The sequence below is a fragment of the Bradyrhizobium sp. Mp19 genome (assembly GCF_029952935.1).
Taxonomy (GTDB): Bacteria; Pseudomonadota; Alphaproteobacteria; order Rhizobiales; family Xanthobacteraceae; genus Bradyrhizobium; species Bradyrhizobium elkanii.
Genome location: NZ_JASAUT010000007.1, coordinates 131,105 through 145,638 on the forward strand (window position 1 = coordinate 131,105; position 14,534 = coordinate 145,638).

The 14,534-nt window shown below is 64.8% G+C and carries 14 protein-coding genes; 8 read left to right on the plus strand and 6 right to left on the minus strand.

Annotation, left to right across the window (positions count from 1 at the left end; all coding sequences use genetic code 11):
- The first annotated feature begins 131 nt into the window (after positions 1-131).
- From ribB to QJT82_RS11640, 3 genes are all read left to right on the plus strand, one after another.
- Complete coding sequence (ribB, locus tag QJT82_RS11630; protein ID WP_028339523.1) at positions 132-1,208, plus strand: 3,4-dihydroxy-2-butanone-4-phosphate synthase; 1,077 nt, start codon at positions 132-134, stop codon at positions 1,206-1,208.
- A gap of 146 nt (positions 1,209-1,354) precedes the next feature.
- Positions 1,355-2,569, plus strand: coding sequence for an acyl-CoA dehydrogenase (locus QJT82_RS11635; RefSeq protein WP_028334515.1), 1,215 nt, complete (start codon positions 1,355-1,357; stop codon positions 2,567-2,569).
- 112 nt (positions 2,570-2,681) lie between these two features.
- Positions 2,682-3,599, plus strand: coding sequence for an MBL fold metallo-hydrolase (locus QJT82_RS11640; protein ID WP_028339522.1), 918 nt, complete (start codon positions 2,682-2,684; stop codon positions 3,597-3,599).
- Positions 3,600-3,603: 4 nt separating this feature from the next.
- Here QJT82_RS11640 and QJT82_RS11645 read toward each other — a convergent pair whose 3' ends face one another.
- Together QJT82_RS11645 and QJT82_RS11650 are read right to left on the minus strand one after the other, a co-directional pair.
- On the minus strand, positions 3,604-4,461 hold the full coding sequence (locus tag QJT82_RS11645; RefSeq protein WP_028339521.1) for a DUF1499 domain-containing protein: 858 nt from the start codon (positions 4,459-4,461) through the stop codon (positions 3,604-3,606).
- A 350-nt stretch (positions 4,462-4,811) separates the two neighbouring features.
- Positions 4,812-6,440 carry a fatty-acid--CoA ligase gene (locus tag QJT82_RS11650; protein ID WP_028339520.1) on the minus strand — a complete coding sequence of 543 codons (1,629 nt, stop codon included), beginning with the start codon at positions 6,438-6,440 and terminating at the stop codon, positions 4,812-4,814.
- 145 nt (positions 6,441-6,585) lie between these two features.
- On the opposite strand from QJT82_RS11650, the gene QJT82_RS11655 reads away from it, so the two are divergent.
- Positions 6,586-7,710 carry an extensin family protein gene (locus QJT82_RS11655; RefSeq protein WP_245288667.1) on the plus strand — a complete coding sequence of 375 codons (1,125 nt, stop codon included), beginning with the start codon at positions 6,586-6,588 and terminating at the stop codon, positions 7,708-7,710.
- Between the two features lie 17 nt (positions 7,711-7,727).
- Here QJT82_RS11655 and QJT82_RS11660 read toward each other — a convergent pair whose 3' ends face one another.
- Positions 7,728-8,405, minus strand: coding sequence for a L,D-transpeptidase (locus QJT82_RS11660; protein ID WP_028339518.1), 678 nt, complete (start codon positions 8,403-8,405; stop codon positions 7,728-7,730).
- Positions 8,406-8,742: 337 nt separating this feature from the next.
- On the opposite strand from QJT82_RS11660, the gene QJT82_RS11665 reads away from it, so the two are divergent.
- Both QJT82_RS11665 and QJT82_RS11670 read left to right on the plus strand, forming a co-directional pair.
- Positions 8,743-9,720 (plus strand): magnesium transporter CorA family protein, encoded by a 978-nt coding sequence (locus tag QJT82_RS11665; RefSeq protein ID WP_028339517.1) that lies wholly within the window; start codon positions 8,743-8,745, stop codon positions 9,718-9,720.
- A gap of 130 nt (positions 9,721-9,850) precedes the next feature.
- Positions 9,851-10,072, plus strand: a complete 222-nt coding sequence (locus QJT82_RS11670) for a hypothetical protein (protein WP_063607063.1) — start codon at positions 9,851-9,853, stop codon at positions 10,070-10,072.
- Between the two features lie 134 nt (positions 10,073-10,206).
- Here the strand turns inward: QJT82_RS11670 and QJT82_RS11675 are convergent, their stop codons facing one another.
- Both QJT82_RS11675 and pdxH read right to left on the minus strand, forming a co-directional pair.
- Entirely contained in the window at positions 10,207-10,959 is a 753-nt protein-coding gene (locus QJT82_RS11675) for an SDR family oxidoreductase (protein WP_028339516.1), read from the minus strand.
- A 156-nt stretch (positions 10,960-11,115) separates the two neighbouring features.
- Entirely contained in the window at positions 11,116-11,757 is a 642-nt protein-coding gene (pdxH, locus tag QJT82_RS11680; RefSeq protein WP_028339515.1) for a pyridoxamine 5'-phosphate oxidase, read from the minus strand.
- A 108-nt stretch (positions 11,758-11,865) separates the two neighbouring features.
- On the opposite strand from pdxH, the gene QJT82_RS11685 reads away from it, so the two are divergent.
- Together QJT82_RS11685 and QJT82_RS11690 are read left to right on the plus strand one after the other, a co-directional pair.
- Positions 11,866-12,273 (plus strand): RT0821/Lpp0805 family surface protein, encoded by a 408-nt coding sequence (locus QJT82_RS11685; protein ID WP_028339514.1) that lies wholly within the window; start codon positions 11,866-11,868, stop codon positions 12,271-12,273.
- A 118-nt stretch (positions 12,274-12,391) separates the two neighbouring features.
- The gene (locus QJT82_RS11690; protein WP_028339513.1) at positions 12,392-13,348 is read left to right on the plus strand and encodes a J domain-containing protein; all 957 of its coding nucleotides are present in this window, start codon (positions 12,392-12,394) and stop codon (positions 13,346-13,348) included.
- A gap of 385 nt (positions 13,349-13,733) precedes the next feature.
- Here QJT82_RS11690 and QJT82_RS11695 read toward each other — a convergent pair whose 3' ends face one another.
- Positions 13,734-14,498 carry an anti-sigma factor gene (locus QJT82_RS11695; RefSeq protein ID WP_028339512.1) on the minus strand — a complete coding sequence of 255 codons (765 nt, stop codon included), beginning with the start codon at positions 14,496-14,498 and terminating at the stop codon, positions 13,734-13,736.
- Positions 14,499-14,534: the final 36 nt, after the last annotated feature.

The window sequence follows — 14,534 nt, forward strand, 5'->3', positions numbered from 1 at the left end:
CGCTTCGCTCCATCCGGGCTACGGGCATTCCTGGAATGCCTGCCGGATGCATGGCGGGTTGCATAATGATACTGGCGCTGACATCGGAACCCGGCTAATCCACTGACTGCATATAGCGAGATGTCAGGACAATGGCCGATACGATCCAGGAAGTGCTGCAAGCCTTTGCGAAGGGTGAACTCGTCGTCGTCACCGACGATGACGATCGGGAAGGCGAGGGCGATCTGATCGTCGCGGCGTCGTTCTGCACGGCGGAGAAGATGGCCTTCATCATCCGCCACACCTCCGGCATCGTCTGCGCACCGATCACCACCGAGGACGCCCGCCGGTTGCGGCTCGACCCGATGGTAGCGCACAACGAGTCCAATCATACCACCGCCTTCACGGTCTCGATCGACTACAAGCCCGATGGCGGCACCGGCATCTCGGCCGAGGAGCGCGCCTCCTGCTGCCGCGCGCTCGCCAATCCCAATGCCGGCGCCAATGATTTCGCGCGCCCCGGCCACATCTTCCCGCTGATCGCGCGCGACGGCGGCGTGCTGCTGCGCTCCGGCCATACCGAGGCGGCGGTCGATCTGTGCCGGCTCTCCGGGCTGCCGCCGGTCGGCGTCATCAGCGAGCTGATGAACGACGATGGAACCGTGATGAAGGGCGAGCAGGTCGCGAAATTCGCTGCCGCCCACAAGCTCAAGCATGTCACGATCGCGGACATGATCGCCTATCGCCAGGCGCGCGAGAAGCTGATCGAGCGGGTCGCGACCTTCACCACCGAAAGCCCGATCGGTCCGCTGCAGGGCTATGCCTATCGCTCGCCGTTCGACGAGATCATGCATGCCGCCTTCGTCTATAACGGCATCGGCGACGGCCGGGACGTGCTGACGCGGCTGCACAAGCCCAACATCGTGAAAGACCTGTTCACCGGGCCGGCGCGAATGGAAGCCGTGTTGCGGCACTTCAAGGACGCCGGCCGCGGTGTGCTGGTATATCTGCGCGATGGTGCCGCCGGTGTTCCGGTCGAGCCGGTCGGCGAGCAGAAGACGGCGGAGGCCGATCGCCACAGGCAGTGGCGCGAGGTCGGCGTCGGGGCACAGATCCTGCGCGATCTCGGCGTCACCTCGATCCGGCACCTGACTTCGTCGGTGCACGACTATAAGGGATTGTCAGGTTTCGGCATCGAGATCGTGTCGAACGAGAAGCTGGAGAGCTAGCGCTGTTATTCCGGGGAATCTCGAGATTCCGGGTTCGCGCTGGTGCGCGCCCCGGAGTGACGGTGAAAGGATCACCAATTGCGCTTCGCAGCATAGCGCTTTAATTTATCCGCCAATTTCCGATAGACGATGCGAAAGGATGTTTCATGAGCGTGCGCCCCCAGGCCAAGGACAAGCCGGCTGCCGCCAGCTTCCAGTGGGATGATCCGTTCCTGCTCGACGACCAGCTCACCGAAGACGAGCGCCTGATCCGCGACACTGCGCGGGCCTATGCGCAGGACAAGCTGCTGCCGCGGGTCACCAAGGCCTATCTGGAAGAGAAAACCGACCGCGAGATCTTCAACGAAATGGGCGAGCTCGGCCTGATCGGCGTGACGCTGCCCGAGGAGTATGGCTGCGCCAATGCGAGCTACGTGGCTTATGGCCTCGTGGCGCGCGAGATCGAGCGCGTCGATAGCGGCTATCGCTCGATGAACTCGGTGCAGTCGTCGCTGGTGATGTATCCGATCTACGCTTATGGCGACGAAAACCAGCGCAAGAAATATCTGCCCAAGCTCGCGACCGGGGAATGGGTCGGCTGCTTCGGCCTGACCGAGCCGGATGCCGGTTCCGATCCCGGCGGCATGAAGACCCGCGCCGAGAAAGTCGCCGACGGCTACAAGCTGAACGGCGCCAAGATGTGGATTTCGAACGCGCCGATCGCGGACGTGTTCGTGGTGTGGGCCAAGTCGGCCGCGCACGACAACCAGATCCGCGGCTTCATCCTCGAGAAGGGCATGAAGGGCCTGTCGGCGCCGAAGGTCGGCGGCAAGCTCTCGCTGCGTGCCTCCATCACCGGCGAGATCGTGCTCGACAATGTGGTGGTGCCGGAAAGCGCGCTGCTGCCCAACGTCTCCGGCCTCAAGGGTCCGTTCGGCTGCCTCAACCGCGCCCGCTACGGCATCTCCTGGGGTGCACTGGGCGCCGCCGAGGACTGCATGCATCGCGCGCGGCAATACACGCTCGACCGCAAGCAGTTTGGCCGGCCGCTCGCCGCCACCCAGCTGGTGCAGAAGAAGCTCGCCGACATGGAGACCGAGATCGCGCTCGGCCTGCAGGCCTCGTTGCGCGTCGGCCGCCTGATGGACGAGGGCAAGATGGCCCCCGAGATGATCTCGATCGTCAAGCGCAACAATTGCGGCAAGTCGCTCGACATCGCCCGTATGGCGCGCGACATGCACGGCGGCAACGGCATCCAGATCGAGTATCACGTGATGCGTCACGCCGCGAACCTCGAGACGGTGAACACCTATGAGGGTACGCACGACGTCCATGCGCTGATCCTCGGCCGCGCGATCACCGGCATCCAGGCGTTCTCGTAAATCCTTTCACAGTCATTCCGGGGCGATGCGTCAGCATCGAACCCGTAATCTCGAGATTCCGGGTTCAGCCCTGTCGGGCTGCCCCGGAATGACGTCGGAGTGAAATTCCAAAATGGCCGACAACGACGATATCCCGTTCAACCGCGATTTTCCGCTGAAGCCCGGCGTGGTCGAACAGGTCCGCCCCGGCGTTCGCCGTGTCCTCTGCAACAATCCGAGCCCGTTCACCTTCACCGGCACGGTCAGCTACATCGTCGGCGAGGGCAAGGTCGCGATCATCGATCCCGGTCCCGACGACGAGGCGCATGCCAAGGCGCTGCTCGATGCGGTCAAGGGCGAGACCGTGACGCATATCCTGGTCACCCATACCCATCGCGACCATTCGCCGAACACGCCGCGGATCAAGGCCGCGACCGGCGCGCCGGTCTATGCCGAGGGACCGCACCGCGCCTCGCGCCCGCGCTTCGAGAGCGAGAAGCACAATCCGGAATCCGGCGCCGACCGCGATTTCCGGCCCGATGTGCAGGTCAAGCATGGCGACGTCATCGAGGGGGCGGGCTTTGCGCTGGAGGCGGTCGCCACCCCCGGCCACACCGCCAATCACCTGGCGTTCGCCTGGACCGAGCGCAGCATCAATTTCGTCGGCGACCATGTGATGGGCTGGTCGACCTCGATCGTGGCGCCGCCGGACGGTTCGATGATCGACTACATGGCCTCGCTGGAGCGGCTGGAGCAGCGGCCCGAGCAGCTCTATTTCTCCGGCCACGGCCCGGAGATTCCGGAAGGCCCGCGCTACGTCCGTTTCCTGGCGCGGCATCGCCGGGCGCGCGAGGCATCGATCCTGCATCGCCTCGGCAAGGGCGAGGCCGACATCCCCACCATGGTGCGGGCGATCTATATCGGGCTCGATCCGCGGCTCGCCAATGCCGCCGGCTATTCGGTGCTGGCGCATCTGGAGGACCTCGTCGCGCGCGGTGTCGTGGCGACGGATGGCGATCCCGTGATCGGCGGGACGTACCGGATGGCGTAGGGCGCTATTTCTTCACCGTCTTCGCCGGCGGTGCCTTTGGCGCGACAGGAGCGGCCTTCTTCGCCGGCTTGGAATTGTCGTTCTCGGCGGCGGTGTTGAGATCCTCGATCAGCTTCTTGACGCGGGCGGCGTTGCTGCCGAGATCGGTGTCGAAATAGCGCGATGCCGAGCGGATATCGACGCGGGAGTCCTCGTCGTCAGGCGTGACCCGGATCGAGACGTCCTCGCGGAAACCCATGATCGGCGTCCGCGCCACCGCCTCGATGCGGCCGATGCGGCGCGGCGGCTGCGGCGCGCGCGCGTCGATGACGAGCCATTTGCGGCGGTTCACCAGCCGCAGCGTCAGCTCATAGGCGCGGTCGACCGGGGTTTCGAGCTCGACGGTTTCGATATCGGGATAGGCCGCGCGCTGCTTCTCGGCTGAATAGAGGCCGGCATAGGCGGCAGGATTGGTGCCTTCCCCGGTGCGCAGCCGCGCCAGCGCCTCGAACCTCGGCGGGTCGATCGCGTCGGTGGTGACGTCGTAGATCCGCGGCAGCTTGCGGTACTGATAGATGAGGTAGGCCGGGTAGGCGAGGATCGCCGCGTCAATCAGCAGCGCGAGCAGGATTCGGCCCATGCCGCGGGTGCCGTTCTGCCAGATCGCGGCAAAGGCGGCCAGCCCAAGCAGGATCGACAGGCCGGCCAGGCCCAGCGCGCCGAAGAAGGTCGCCAGCGCCGGTTTGACCTCCAGGAACCCGAAGCGGACGATCAGGATCGAGACCATCACCGCGACGACGGAGAAGATGGCAAGGTTGCGCGACCAGGTGGCGAGACCGGACACGGGCTCCTGCTGGTAGGGAGCGGAAAACCTGCGCGCCATCGTCGAAAAATCTGCCGGTTGAGATGTCCTCAGGCGACCTCGGCCGCCGCGATCAGTCGTGTGAGACCACGGACCTGCGGCGAATTCAAGGGATTTGGGTGTCGAAGCGCCTTGGATGGGCCGTCGTGCCCGGGCCAACTGGCCGAAGACGCGCTTCACGCTCCTGCCGGGCTGCGGCGTCAACCCGGATCGTTCACGCCGCAGCAATTGTGTAGCCCGGATGGAGCCAACGGGTCGCGCGAACGCGCGCCCGATGACAGGCTCCGCGAAATCCGGGGCAGGTCCTTCCGTCGATCGCCGAACCCCGGATTGCGCTTCGCTCCATCCGGGCTACGATTTCTGGTGTTGCGTCACGCCGCGGCGGTCGGGAACGTGTAGTCCTTGAACTGGTCGCGCAGCGCCGTTTTCAGGATCTTGCCGGTCGCGGTGTGGGGGATGCCGTCGACGAAGGCGACGTCGTCGGGCATCCACCATTTGGCGATCTTGCCGTCCATGAACTTCAGGATGTCCTCGCGCGTGGCGCTCTGGCCCTGCTTGAGTTGCACGATCAGCAGCGGCCGCTCATCCCATTTGGGGTGATGGACGCCGATCACGGCGGCTTCCGCGACCGCCGGATGGCCGATCGCGAGGTTCTCGAGATCGATCGAGGAGATCCATTCGCCGCCGGACTTGATCACGTCCTTGGAGCGGTCGGTGATCCGCATGTAGCCGTGCTCGTCCATCGTCGAGACGTCGCCGGTGTCGAAATAGCCGGCACCGTCGAGGATGTTGCTGTCGACCCGGAAATAGGCCTTGGCGATCGCCGGGCCCGAGACCTTGAGACGGCCGAAGGTCTTGCCGTCCCACGGCAGCTCCTTGCCGGCATCGTCGGTGATCTTCATCTCGACGCCGAACGGCGGATAGCCCTGGGTCTGCAGGATGTCGAGCCGCTCCTCGCCGGTGCGCTCGGTGAACGGCGGCTTCAGCGTCGCCAGCGTGCCGAGCGGGCTCATCTCGGTCATGCCCCAGGCGTGGCGCACCTGGCTGCCCATGTCGAGGAACGCCTTGATCATCGAGCGCGGCATCGCCGACCCGCCGCAGATCACCATCTGCAGATCCGGCAGCTTGACGTTGTTGGCGGCCATGTATTGCAGCAGCATCAGCCACACCGTCGGCACGCCGGCGGTGTGCGTGACCTTCTCGGTCGACAGCAACTCGTACACCGAGGCGCCGTCGAGCTTCGGGCCCGGCATCACGAGCTTGGTGCCCATCGACGGCGCGGAGAAGGCGATGCCCCAGCTGTTGGCATGGAACAAGGGGACCACCGGAAGCATTGTGTCCGACGCGGAGGTACCGAGCGCGTCCTTCGAGTTGGCCATCAGCGCGTGCAACACGTTGGAGCGGTGCGAATAAAGTACACCCTTGGGATCGCCCGTCGTGCCGGAGGTGTAGCACATCGCCGCCGCGGTGTTCTCGTCGAAGGTCTTCCACTCGAACTTGCCGTCGGATGCCGCGATCCAGTCCTCATAGGCGACCGCGTTCTTCAGCGTGGTCTGCGGCATGTGCGCCTTGTCGGTCAGCACCACGTAGCGCTCGACGCTCGGCAGCTGGCCTGCGATCTTCTCCAGCACCGGAACGAAGGTGAGGTCGGTGATGACGATGCGGTCCTGGGCGTGGTTGACAATCCAGGCGATCTGCTCCGGAAACAGGCGCGGATTGACCGTATGGCAGATCGCGCCGATCCCCATGATGCCGTACCAGACCTCGAGGTGGCGCCAGGTGTTCCAGGCGATGGTGGCGACGCGGTCGCCGAGCTTGATGCCGTCGCGTTCCAGGCTCTGCGAGACCTTCAGTGCGCGGGCATGGATTTGAGCGTAGGTGGTGCGATGAATGGGGCCTTCGACCGACCGCGTCACGACTTCCTGCGTGCCGTGATATTTGGCGGCGTGCTCAATAATCTTGTGACACAGCAAGGGCCAATCTTGCATCAAACCAAGCATACGCAAATCCCTCCTCGATCCTCACGCATGATCCGCCGGCATCTTGGACGGCCGGCAGTAAAATCATGGAACTGACATGAACTTTAGCGCGGAGAAAGCAAGCCGAAAATGGCCTGTTGGCGCGTTTCGTCGCGGGGGCGCGGCAATGGTTACCGCCGCCGCCCTGCTGCTTTGCCTTGGCATGCAAGCAGGCCCCGCCGAGGCCGCCCGCCGCGCGCCCAGCTTTCCGTGGGACGATCTGTTCGGCACCCGGCCGCAAAGGCCGCACAAGGCAGTCCGCCGCTCGGCGGTGCCGCTGCCGAAGCCGCGCCCGGCGCAGGCGCCAACCCACGCGCCGGCGGCAACCGAGCCCGAGCCGCCCGCGGCCGAGACGCAGTCTCCGGCCGCGCCTACTGAGGCGGCCAGGCCGAGCGAGAGGGCCAAGCCGGTTGAGGCGGCAAAGCCGGCCGAGCCCGCCGCGCCGCAGCTTTCGGCCTGCCGGCAGGCCCTGACCGAGGAGATCGCGATTGCCCCGAGCGTTCCGGATATTCACGGCGCCGGGGGCTGCGGCGGCGAGGATCTGGTGCGGCTCGAGGCGATCGTGCTGGCGGACAAGCGCAAGGTCGCGGTCAAGCCCGCGGCGATCCTCCGCTGCAAGATGGCCGCTGCGGTCGTCGACTGGGTCCGCACCGATATCGCGCCGCTCGCGCAGAGCCTCGGGGGCGGGATCAGCAATCTCGACAATTTCGACTCGTTCGAATGCCGCGGCCGCAATCGGGTCGCCGGCGCGCAGCTCTCCGAGCACGGCCGCGCCAATGCGCTTGACGTGCGCGCCCTCGGTCTCGCCAACGGCAAGTCGATCTCGCTGACTGACCGCAGCGTGCCGCGTGATCTGCGCGAGACGGTGCTGCACTCGGTTTGCGCCCGCTTCTCCACGGTGCTCGGGCCGGGCTCGGACTGGTACCACGAGGACCACATCCATCTCGACCTGATCGAGCGTCGCAACAATTACCGGATCTGCCAGTGGAACGTGGACGACCCGCTGCCGCAAGTCGCGCCGCTGTTGCCGGCCGAGCGCCCCGAAGAGGCGCCGCCGCGCGAGGTCGCCGCCAAATCCGACGCGTCGAAGACAGACGCACCCAGAATTGACCAAGGCAAGGCTGACCACGGCAAGTCTGACGCCGGCAAGAAGCCGGACGGCACAAAATCAGATGATGCGGCTGCGCCTGACCGCAGCGCCGAGACCAAGACGCAGCCAACAAAAAAGCGCCGGCAAAGCCGGCGCTTTTGATCGCGATCGCGATGGGATCAGTAGGTCGTGCCGCCGCCGCCCTGCAGGGCCATCTGCGGCTTGTAGGGCGAGTCGCCGTGCTTTGGCTCCAGCACCACGACGATGGTGCCGAGCTTGACCCGGTTGTAGAGGTCGATGACGTCCTCGTTGGTCATGCGGATGCAGCCCGAGGAGATCGACGCGCCGATATATTCCGGCTGGTTGGTGCCGTGGATGCGGAACAGCGTGTCCTTGCCGCCCGAATAGAGATACATCGCGCGCGAGCCCATCGGATTGTCCGGGCCGGGGGCCACGAAGGTCGGGACGCCGAGGCGCGAGATTTCGCCGGGGGTCGGGTGCCAGGCCGGCCATTCGGTCATGCTGCCGACCTTGGCGATGCCGGACCAGGCCATGGCTTCCTCGCCGACGGTGATGCCGTAGCGGATCGCCTTGCCGTCGTTCAGCACGTAATAGAGGTAATGGTTGTCGGAATCGACCACGATCGAGCCGGGGGCTTCCTTGCGGTGATACTCGACGATGGCGCGGCGGAACGGTTCAGCCACCGGCGTCTTGACGTAGGTGGTCTTGGCCAGGAGTTCCTTGTCACGCGGCTTGAAGTTCGAGGTATTGGTTGCCTCATAGGTTGTGGCCTGCATGCAGCCTGACAACATCAGGCCCGCGGCCAGAATCCCGAAGGTAACTTTGAGCGACGACATGATTACATTCCAATCGAAAATCCGCGCCCGAAAGCGCCACTATTACGCCCCAAACGCCACGATTCCATGAGGGCAGTATTGCTGAAACGCGCCATTATTCCCAGACTTTAGATGCCTTTCCCGCATCGCGGGACGTCGTCTGTGGCTTTTTTGCCGCAACTGTTCTGGCGCCGGGTTGGTTTTTGTGCAAACAGGCAACGGTCGACGAGTCGGCGCCACGTCACTGCCGCCTGGCCGCCACAAGTATGGATGCCCGGTTAATGCCCCGGTCATGAAGCGCCCCCCAGAATCGCGCTAAGTCGGCGGGTCCTGCCAGCCCTGTTTCGTGGAGTTCGTGATGCTGTCGGTGTTCGTTCCGTCCGAGTTTTCGCTCAAGAAGGCCACCGCGACCGACCTCGGCGCGCTGCCCGAGGGAGCGGTCTGGGTCGATCTGGTGAATCCGACGGTGGAGGAGGACCGGGCGGTCGAGAAGCTCGCGGGGATCGCGGTGCCGACCCGGGAAGACATGCAGGAGATCGAGATCTCCAGCCGCCTCTATATCGAGAACAGCGCCCGCTACATGACCGCGACGCTGATGTGCCAGTCCGACACCGACATGCCGCGCACCACGGCGGTCACCTTCATCCTGACCAGCCATCGCCTGGTCACGGTACGCTACGACTTGCCGAAACCTTTCGCGCTGGTCGAGAACAAGCTGGCCCGCGCCTGTTCCCCCGGCATCACCGGCGAGCAGGTGCTGATGGAACTGCTGGACGCTGTGATCGACCGTTGCGCCGATCTCCTGGAGCGCTGCGGAGCCGATATCGACCAGGTGTCTCACGACATCTTCGAGCCGGAGAGCGAGCGCCACGGCCACGCCAAGCAATATTCGCAGATCCTGATCGCGATCGGCCGCAAGGGCGACCTGACCTCCAAGGTTCGCGAAAGCCTGGTCTCGATCGGCCGCCTCGTCACCTTCCTCTCCGCGGTGGTCGAGGGCGTGAAATGGTCCAAGGACATGCGCGAGCAGCTCAAGACCATGCAGCGTGACGTGGCCTCACTGACGGACCACGCCTCCTATCTCTCCAACAAGATCACCTTCGTGCTCGACGCCATGCTCGGCGTGGTCAATCTGGAACAGAACAACATCATCAAGCTGTTCTCGGTGATGGCGGTGGTGCTGATGCCGCCGACGCTGATTGCCTCGATCTACGGCATGAATTTCAAGATCATGCCGGAACTCGAATGGGCCCACGGCTATCCGTATGCACTGGTGCTGATGCTGATTGCGGCCGTTGTGCCGTACTGGATCTTCAAGTGGAAGAAGTGGCTGTAAACCGGTTCCACACGTCGCGTTTTGGGACGCGCTTTCTGCCTTATTTCCTCTGCTAAAATTTGAGCGTTGCGCTGAACGTTTGGGCGAAACTTGTCTGCGATAACGCCCGCCTCGAAGCCGGAGGACAGCAATGGTTGAGAAGATCATAACGCCACGGCGTAACGTCATCGACTTTGCGCGCTATCAACAGGACCGCGCAGCAGGCAAGGTGCAGGCGATCTCGCCGACACTTTGCCGTTACTGTGGCGCTGCGTTGCTGGATGGCGAGGACGAAGACGAATGCTCCAGCGCGCTGAATGACGTCGCGCTGCGGCAGCCCGAGAAGAAGTCGCGTCGGTTCTACGCAGACTAGAGGCCGAAGCCTCGGAGGCAGAAGCCTCGTTTGCGTTTGTTACGCCTGCAAGTGAAGCAATCCCAATGACGGCCGCGGCGGCGGCCGGGATCGCCTCAAAACTTCCTTCCCCGAAATACGGCTCTTTCCCAGCTTCAGACGTGCTGACCACCGTTGATGTGGATCTCCGCACCGTTCACGTAAGAGCTGGTTTCCGTGCAGAGAACGTAGATGATCTTGGCGACCTCGTCCGGCGTGCCCAGGCGATGCATCGGGATCTGCTGGTCGACGATCTTCTCGGTGCCCGGCGACAGGATCGAGGTATCGATCTCGCCCGGCGCGATCGCGTTGACGCGGACGCCGACGCGGCCGAAGTCCGATGCCATCTCGCGCGTCAGCGCCGCGAGCGCGGCCTTCGACGTCGCATAGGCCGCGCCGGCAAACGGATGCACGCGCGAGCCGGCGATCGAGGTGACGTTCACCACCGCGCCCTTGGCGTGTTTCAACTCCTCGAGCAGCCCGCGCGCGATCATGATCGGCGCGAAGAAGTTGACGTGGAAAACGTGGGTCCAGGTCTCGATGTCGGTGTCCATGGTGCCGAGCCGGCCGCCGCCCGCAGCCTTCGGCGAGATCGCGGCGTTGTTGACCAGCGCGTGCAGTTCATCGTTCTCGAGCCGCCTGCGGATCTCGGAGATCGCGCGCACGGTGTCGTCATGGCTGCCGAGGTCGACCTCGATGTGATCTTCCGGCCCGGCGCCCCACGGGCAGACCTCGGGAAACGCATGCCGCGACAGCGTGATGACGCGCCAGCCGGCGGACGAGAACCGGATCGCGGTGGCATGGCCGATGCCGCGGCTTGCGCCGGTCAGGAGCAGCGTGCGCCGCGGTGCATTGGATGGGTGGGGCATCGACGGTTTCTTTCGTTTTCGTCATGCACGGCGGCGTGCCGGGCATCCACGCCTTCGAACGACTTGGGATGACTTGGGATCAAGACGTCGATGGCCGGGGTCATCTTACACGAAGACACGCTTCGCGCTTTCGCCCGGCCACGACGGTCGCAGCTTTCAGGGATAGAGCCGTACCTTCGACCAGGCACTGTCGCCGCCGTCGCGGCGGAATTCGATGCGGTCGTGCAGGCGGTAGGGGCGGTCGTGCCAGAACTCGAAGCGCTGCGGCGTGATCCGCCAGCCGCTCCAGCCCGGCGGCCGCGGCACCTCGCCGATGACGTATTTCGCACCGGTCTTGGCGATCGCCTGCTCGAAGGCGAAGCGGCTCTCCAGCGGCTGCGACTGCTTGCTGGCCCAGGCGCCGATCTGTGCCTGCTTCGGCCTCGTGGCGAAATAGGCGTCGGCCTCGGCATCGGTCACCGGCGTGACCGGCCCGCGGATGCGCACCTGCCGGCGCAGCGATTTCCAGTGGAAGAGTAAAGCGGCCTTAGGATTTGCGGCCAATTCGCGGCCCTTGGCGCTTGCAATATGGCTGTAGAACACGAAGCCGTCGGCATCGAAGCCCTTCATCAGCACCATCCGCACGTCGGGCAGGCCGTCGGGATCGACGGTCGCAAGCGCCATCGCGTTCGGATCGTTCGGCTCGGACTTGACCGCCTCCGCAAACCATTCGGCGAACAGGGCGAACGGCTCCTCCGCCGCGGTGAAATCACCCGATGTTAACGGTGTCGGGTGTTTGATGGAGGTCGTGTCGGTCATGTCAGGAGTCCCGATTTGCATCCGCCCGCGTCTGAAAGCGCGTTACTAGCCCTATATAGGGCATGGGGGCGCGTTGGCCTATCGGCGATCCACCCCGCAGGCGCGGTGGTGACATTGATCCTGATCGGCGTCGGCGCAAGCGGCTGCAGCCTGTCGCGCAGCGACGCCTTCGCCAAGATCGACGACAAGGATGTGACGGGCTCGATCAGCCCGACCCAGGTCAATGCCGTGATGCCGACCGACAGCGATCTCGCCTTCGCCCGCAATGCCGCCTCCGACGTGCTGACCAAGGGCGACAAGGATTCCAGCCAGCCTTGGGAAAATCCGGAAACCGGCGCGCGCGGTTCGGTGACGCCGCTGGCCCAGGCCTATTCGGGCGAGGATGGCAAGACGTGCCGGGATTTCCTTGCCAGCTACGTCAATGGAGCCACCGAGAGCTGGCTGCAGGGTGCCGCGTGCAAGGCTGGACAAGGGCGGTGGGAAATCCATAGCCTGAAGCCTTGGAGAAAATCCTGAGAATTCCGGTGAAGCCGGACTAGTTGCAAAAATGCCACTGAGCCCCCACATGAAGGCAAAGTGGGCCCGGACGGGTTCCCGGCCAGGACTGATTTTTCCCGTGAAGGAGACGTGACGGATGCGCGACCCCTATGAGGTCTTGGGGGTGCAGCGGAGCGCTAGCGCTGCGACGATCAAGAGCGCCTATCGCAAGCTCGCCAAGAAGCATCACCCGGATAACAACAAGAATGATCCGAAGGCGGCGGCCCGCTTTGCGGAGATCAACACGGCCAACGAGATCGTCGGCGACGAGGACAAGCGCAAGCAGTTCGACCGCGGCGAGATCGATGCCGAAGGCAAGCCGCGCTTCCAGGGTTTCCCTGGTGGCGGCGCCGGCGGCCGTGCCGGTCCGGGCGGCTTCGAGTACAGTTTCCGCTCTGGGCCCGGCGGCGGCACGGGCGGCGGCAGCTTCGAGGACATCCTCAACAGCATGTTCGGCAATGCCGCTCGCGGCGGCGGCGGCCGCGCGGGCCGGGCCAGTCCGTTCGAGTTTGACGGCGGCGGGGTCGGCGTCGACCTCGATCTTTCGGTCGCCATGACGGTGTCGCTGGAGGAATCGGTCAGGGGCGGAGACAAGCGCGTCCGCCTGCCGACCGGCCGCGAGCTCAACGTCAAGATTCCGCCCGGGGTCGCTGCGGGCCAACAGATCCGGCTAAAGGGGCAGGGTGAGACCGCGCAAGGCCATCCGCCCGGCGATCTCCTGATCACGATCTCGATCGCCCCGCACCCGTTCTTCAAGGTCGACGGCAACGATCTCCGGATCGACCTGCCCATCACCCTCTACGAGGCCGTGCTGGGCGGCAAGGTCCGCGTGCCGACGCTCGGCAGCGCGGTCGAACTGTCGATCCCCAAAAACACCTCGAGCGGCCGTACTTTCCGCGTCAAGGGCAAGGGGCTATCGAAGGCAGGCGTTGTCGGCGATCTCTACGTCACGACCCGCATCATCCTTCCCGACGGGAACGATGCCGAGCTTGAGGCATTGATGCAGACGTGGCGGGATCGTAACCCCTATAATCCGCGCAGCGATCTCGGCTGACCGCCGAGAGCGCGCCCCAAAGACGCGAAGACGCGAAACTGCAACTACCCCGGAGTCTATCGGGGTAGACGCGGGCATTGCGAGCGCGTCACAAAGGATGACTGGCCGTCCGAGGTCTGCGGCGTGCAGATCGGATGACGGAAAAGGAGTGCGGCCTCGAGAGGGGGACCAGCGCGGTACACAAAACCCCAATCGAGGCCGCGTGCGCCGATCGGCGGATCGGGCGCGGATCATCTTCGCGTGAGCATCCGGTGCGATAATGAGACGCGTCGATGACGCGAATCGAAGTTTTCGATGTCGGAATTGGGACGCTGAGTGAGGCTGGATTCACTTACTCGAAATGACGCAATTTCGACGACCTGATCTTCCGTAAAATTACGGAAGATCACCCGCCGCTCTTCTCCATCTGATCGTAGACGGCCTGCGCGACCTGGGTCAGGCGCGTGCGATCGGCGCCGCCGCTGACGACATAGGCGACGCCTCGATCGGCCCAGAACAGTGCGCCGTCGCTGCCCTGCACGGCATAGCGCATCTGGGTCGCCTCGGTCTTTACCTTGGCGGTGTAGACCGTGAAGCGCTCGCCGGACGTGCTCTCATACATCAGGAACGACGCCGGGCCGCTCGGTCCGGGCAAGAGGCGGCCGCCGACCAGCTTCAGCCCGGTCAGCTCCGGCGCGCGGACGTCCCAGCCGCAGCGCTTGGTCAGCCATTGCTGCAGGTGGTCGCGCTCGCTGCCGGGCACCTCGACGGGATGCCGGACCTCGACCACGTAGAGCCGATGCGCATCGAGCGCATCGACCGTGAAGCTCTGGAAGGCCGACGGCGTCGCCGCCGCTCCGCGCGCGATCCAGCCGGCGCCGCCGCCGGCGACGAAGGCCATGAGCGTCGCCGCCACCGCGCCATAGATCCAGCGGCGCGGCTGGCGCACCAGCCGCTCGAGCTCGAGCCGTTTCGGTACCGCCTCGTCCAGCACGGTGTCGTAGCGTGCATGCAATGTCTCGGCCATCGCGCGCCATGACTGCACCCGCGCTTCGTCGTCAGGATGCGTGCCAAGCCACGCCTCGACATCGCCGCGGCGTTCGGCCGGCAGCTCGTTGTCGACGTAAGCGTGCAGCTCGTCTTCGGTGACGGGAATGTTGGGGTCGGTCATATCAGTCGTCTCTGCCAAATCTTGTTCGAAAATCGT

Excerpts from the sequence above, each read along its gene's own strand:
- QJT82_RS11695 (WP_028339512.1), bottom strand. The coding sequence starts at position 14,498 with ATGACCGACCCCAACATTCCCGTCACCGAAGACGAGCTGCACGCTTAC.
- QJT82_RS11690 (WP_028339513.1), top strand. The coding sequence starts at position 12,392 with ATGCGCGACCCCTATGAGGTCTTGGGGGTGCAGCGGAGCGCTAGCGCT.
- QJT82_RS11640 (WP_028339522.1), top strand. The coding sequence starts at position 2,682 with ATGGCCGACAACGACGATATCCCGTTCAACCGCGATTTTCCGCTGAAG.
- QJT82_RS11665 (WP_028339517.1), top strand. The coding sequence starts at position 8,743 with ATGCTGTCGGTGTTCGTTCCGTCCGAGTTTTCGCTCAAGAAGGCCACC.
- QJT82_RS11635 (WP_028334515.1), top strand. The coding sequence starts at position 1,355 with ATGAGCGTGCGCCCCCAGGCCAAGGACAAGCCGGCTGCCGCCAGCTTC.
- QJT82_RS11650 (WP_028339520.1), bottom strand. The coding sequence starts at position 6,440 with ATGCTTGGTTTGATGCAAGATTGGCCCTTGCTGTGTCACAAGATTATT.
- QJT82_RS11675 (WP_028339516.1), bottom strand. The coding sequence starts at position 10,959 with ATGCCCCACCCATCCAATGCACCGCGGCGCACGCTGCTCCTGACCGGC.
- QJT82_RS11670 (WP_063607063.1), top strand. The coding sequence starts at position 9,851 with ATGGTTGAGAAGATCATAACGCCACGGCGTAACGTCATCGACTTTGCG.
- pdxH (WP_028339515.1), bottom strand. The coding sequence starts at position 11,757 with ATGACCGACACGACCTCCATCAAACACCCGACACCGTTAACATCGGGT.
- QJT82_RS11655 (WP_245288667.1), top strand. The coding sequence starts at position 6,586 with ATGGTTACCGCCGCCGCCCTGCTGCTTTGCCTTGGCATGCAAGCAGGC.
- QJT82_RS11645 (WP_028339521.1), bottom strand. The coding sequence starts at position 4,461 with ATGGCGCGCAGGTTTTCCGCTCCCTACCAGCAGGAGCCCGTGTCCGGT.
- ribB (WP_028339523.1), top strand. The coding sequence starts at position 132 with ATGGCCGATACGATCCAGGAAGTGCTGCAAGCCTTTGCGAAGGGTGAA.
- QJT82_RS11660 (WP_028339518.1), bottom strand. The coding sequence starts at position 8,405 with ATGTCGTCGCTCAAAGTTACCTTCGGGATTCTGGCCGCGGGCCTGATG.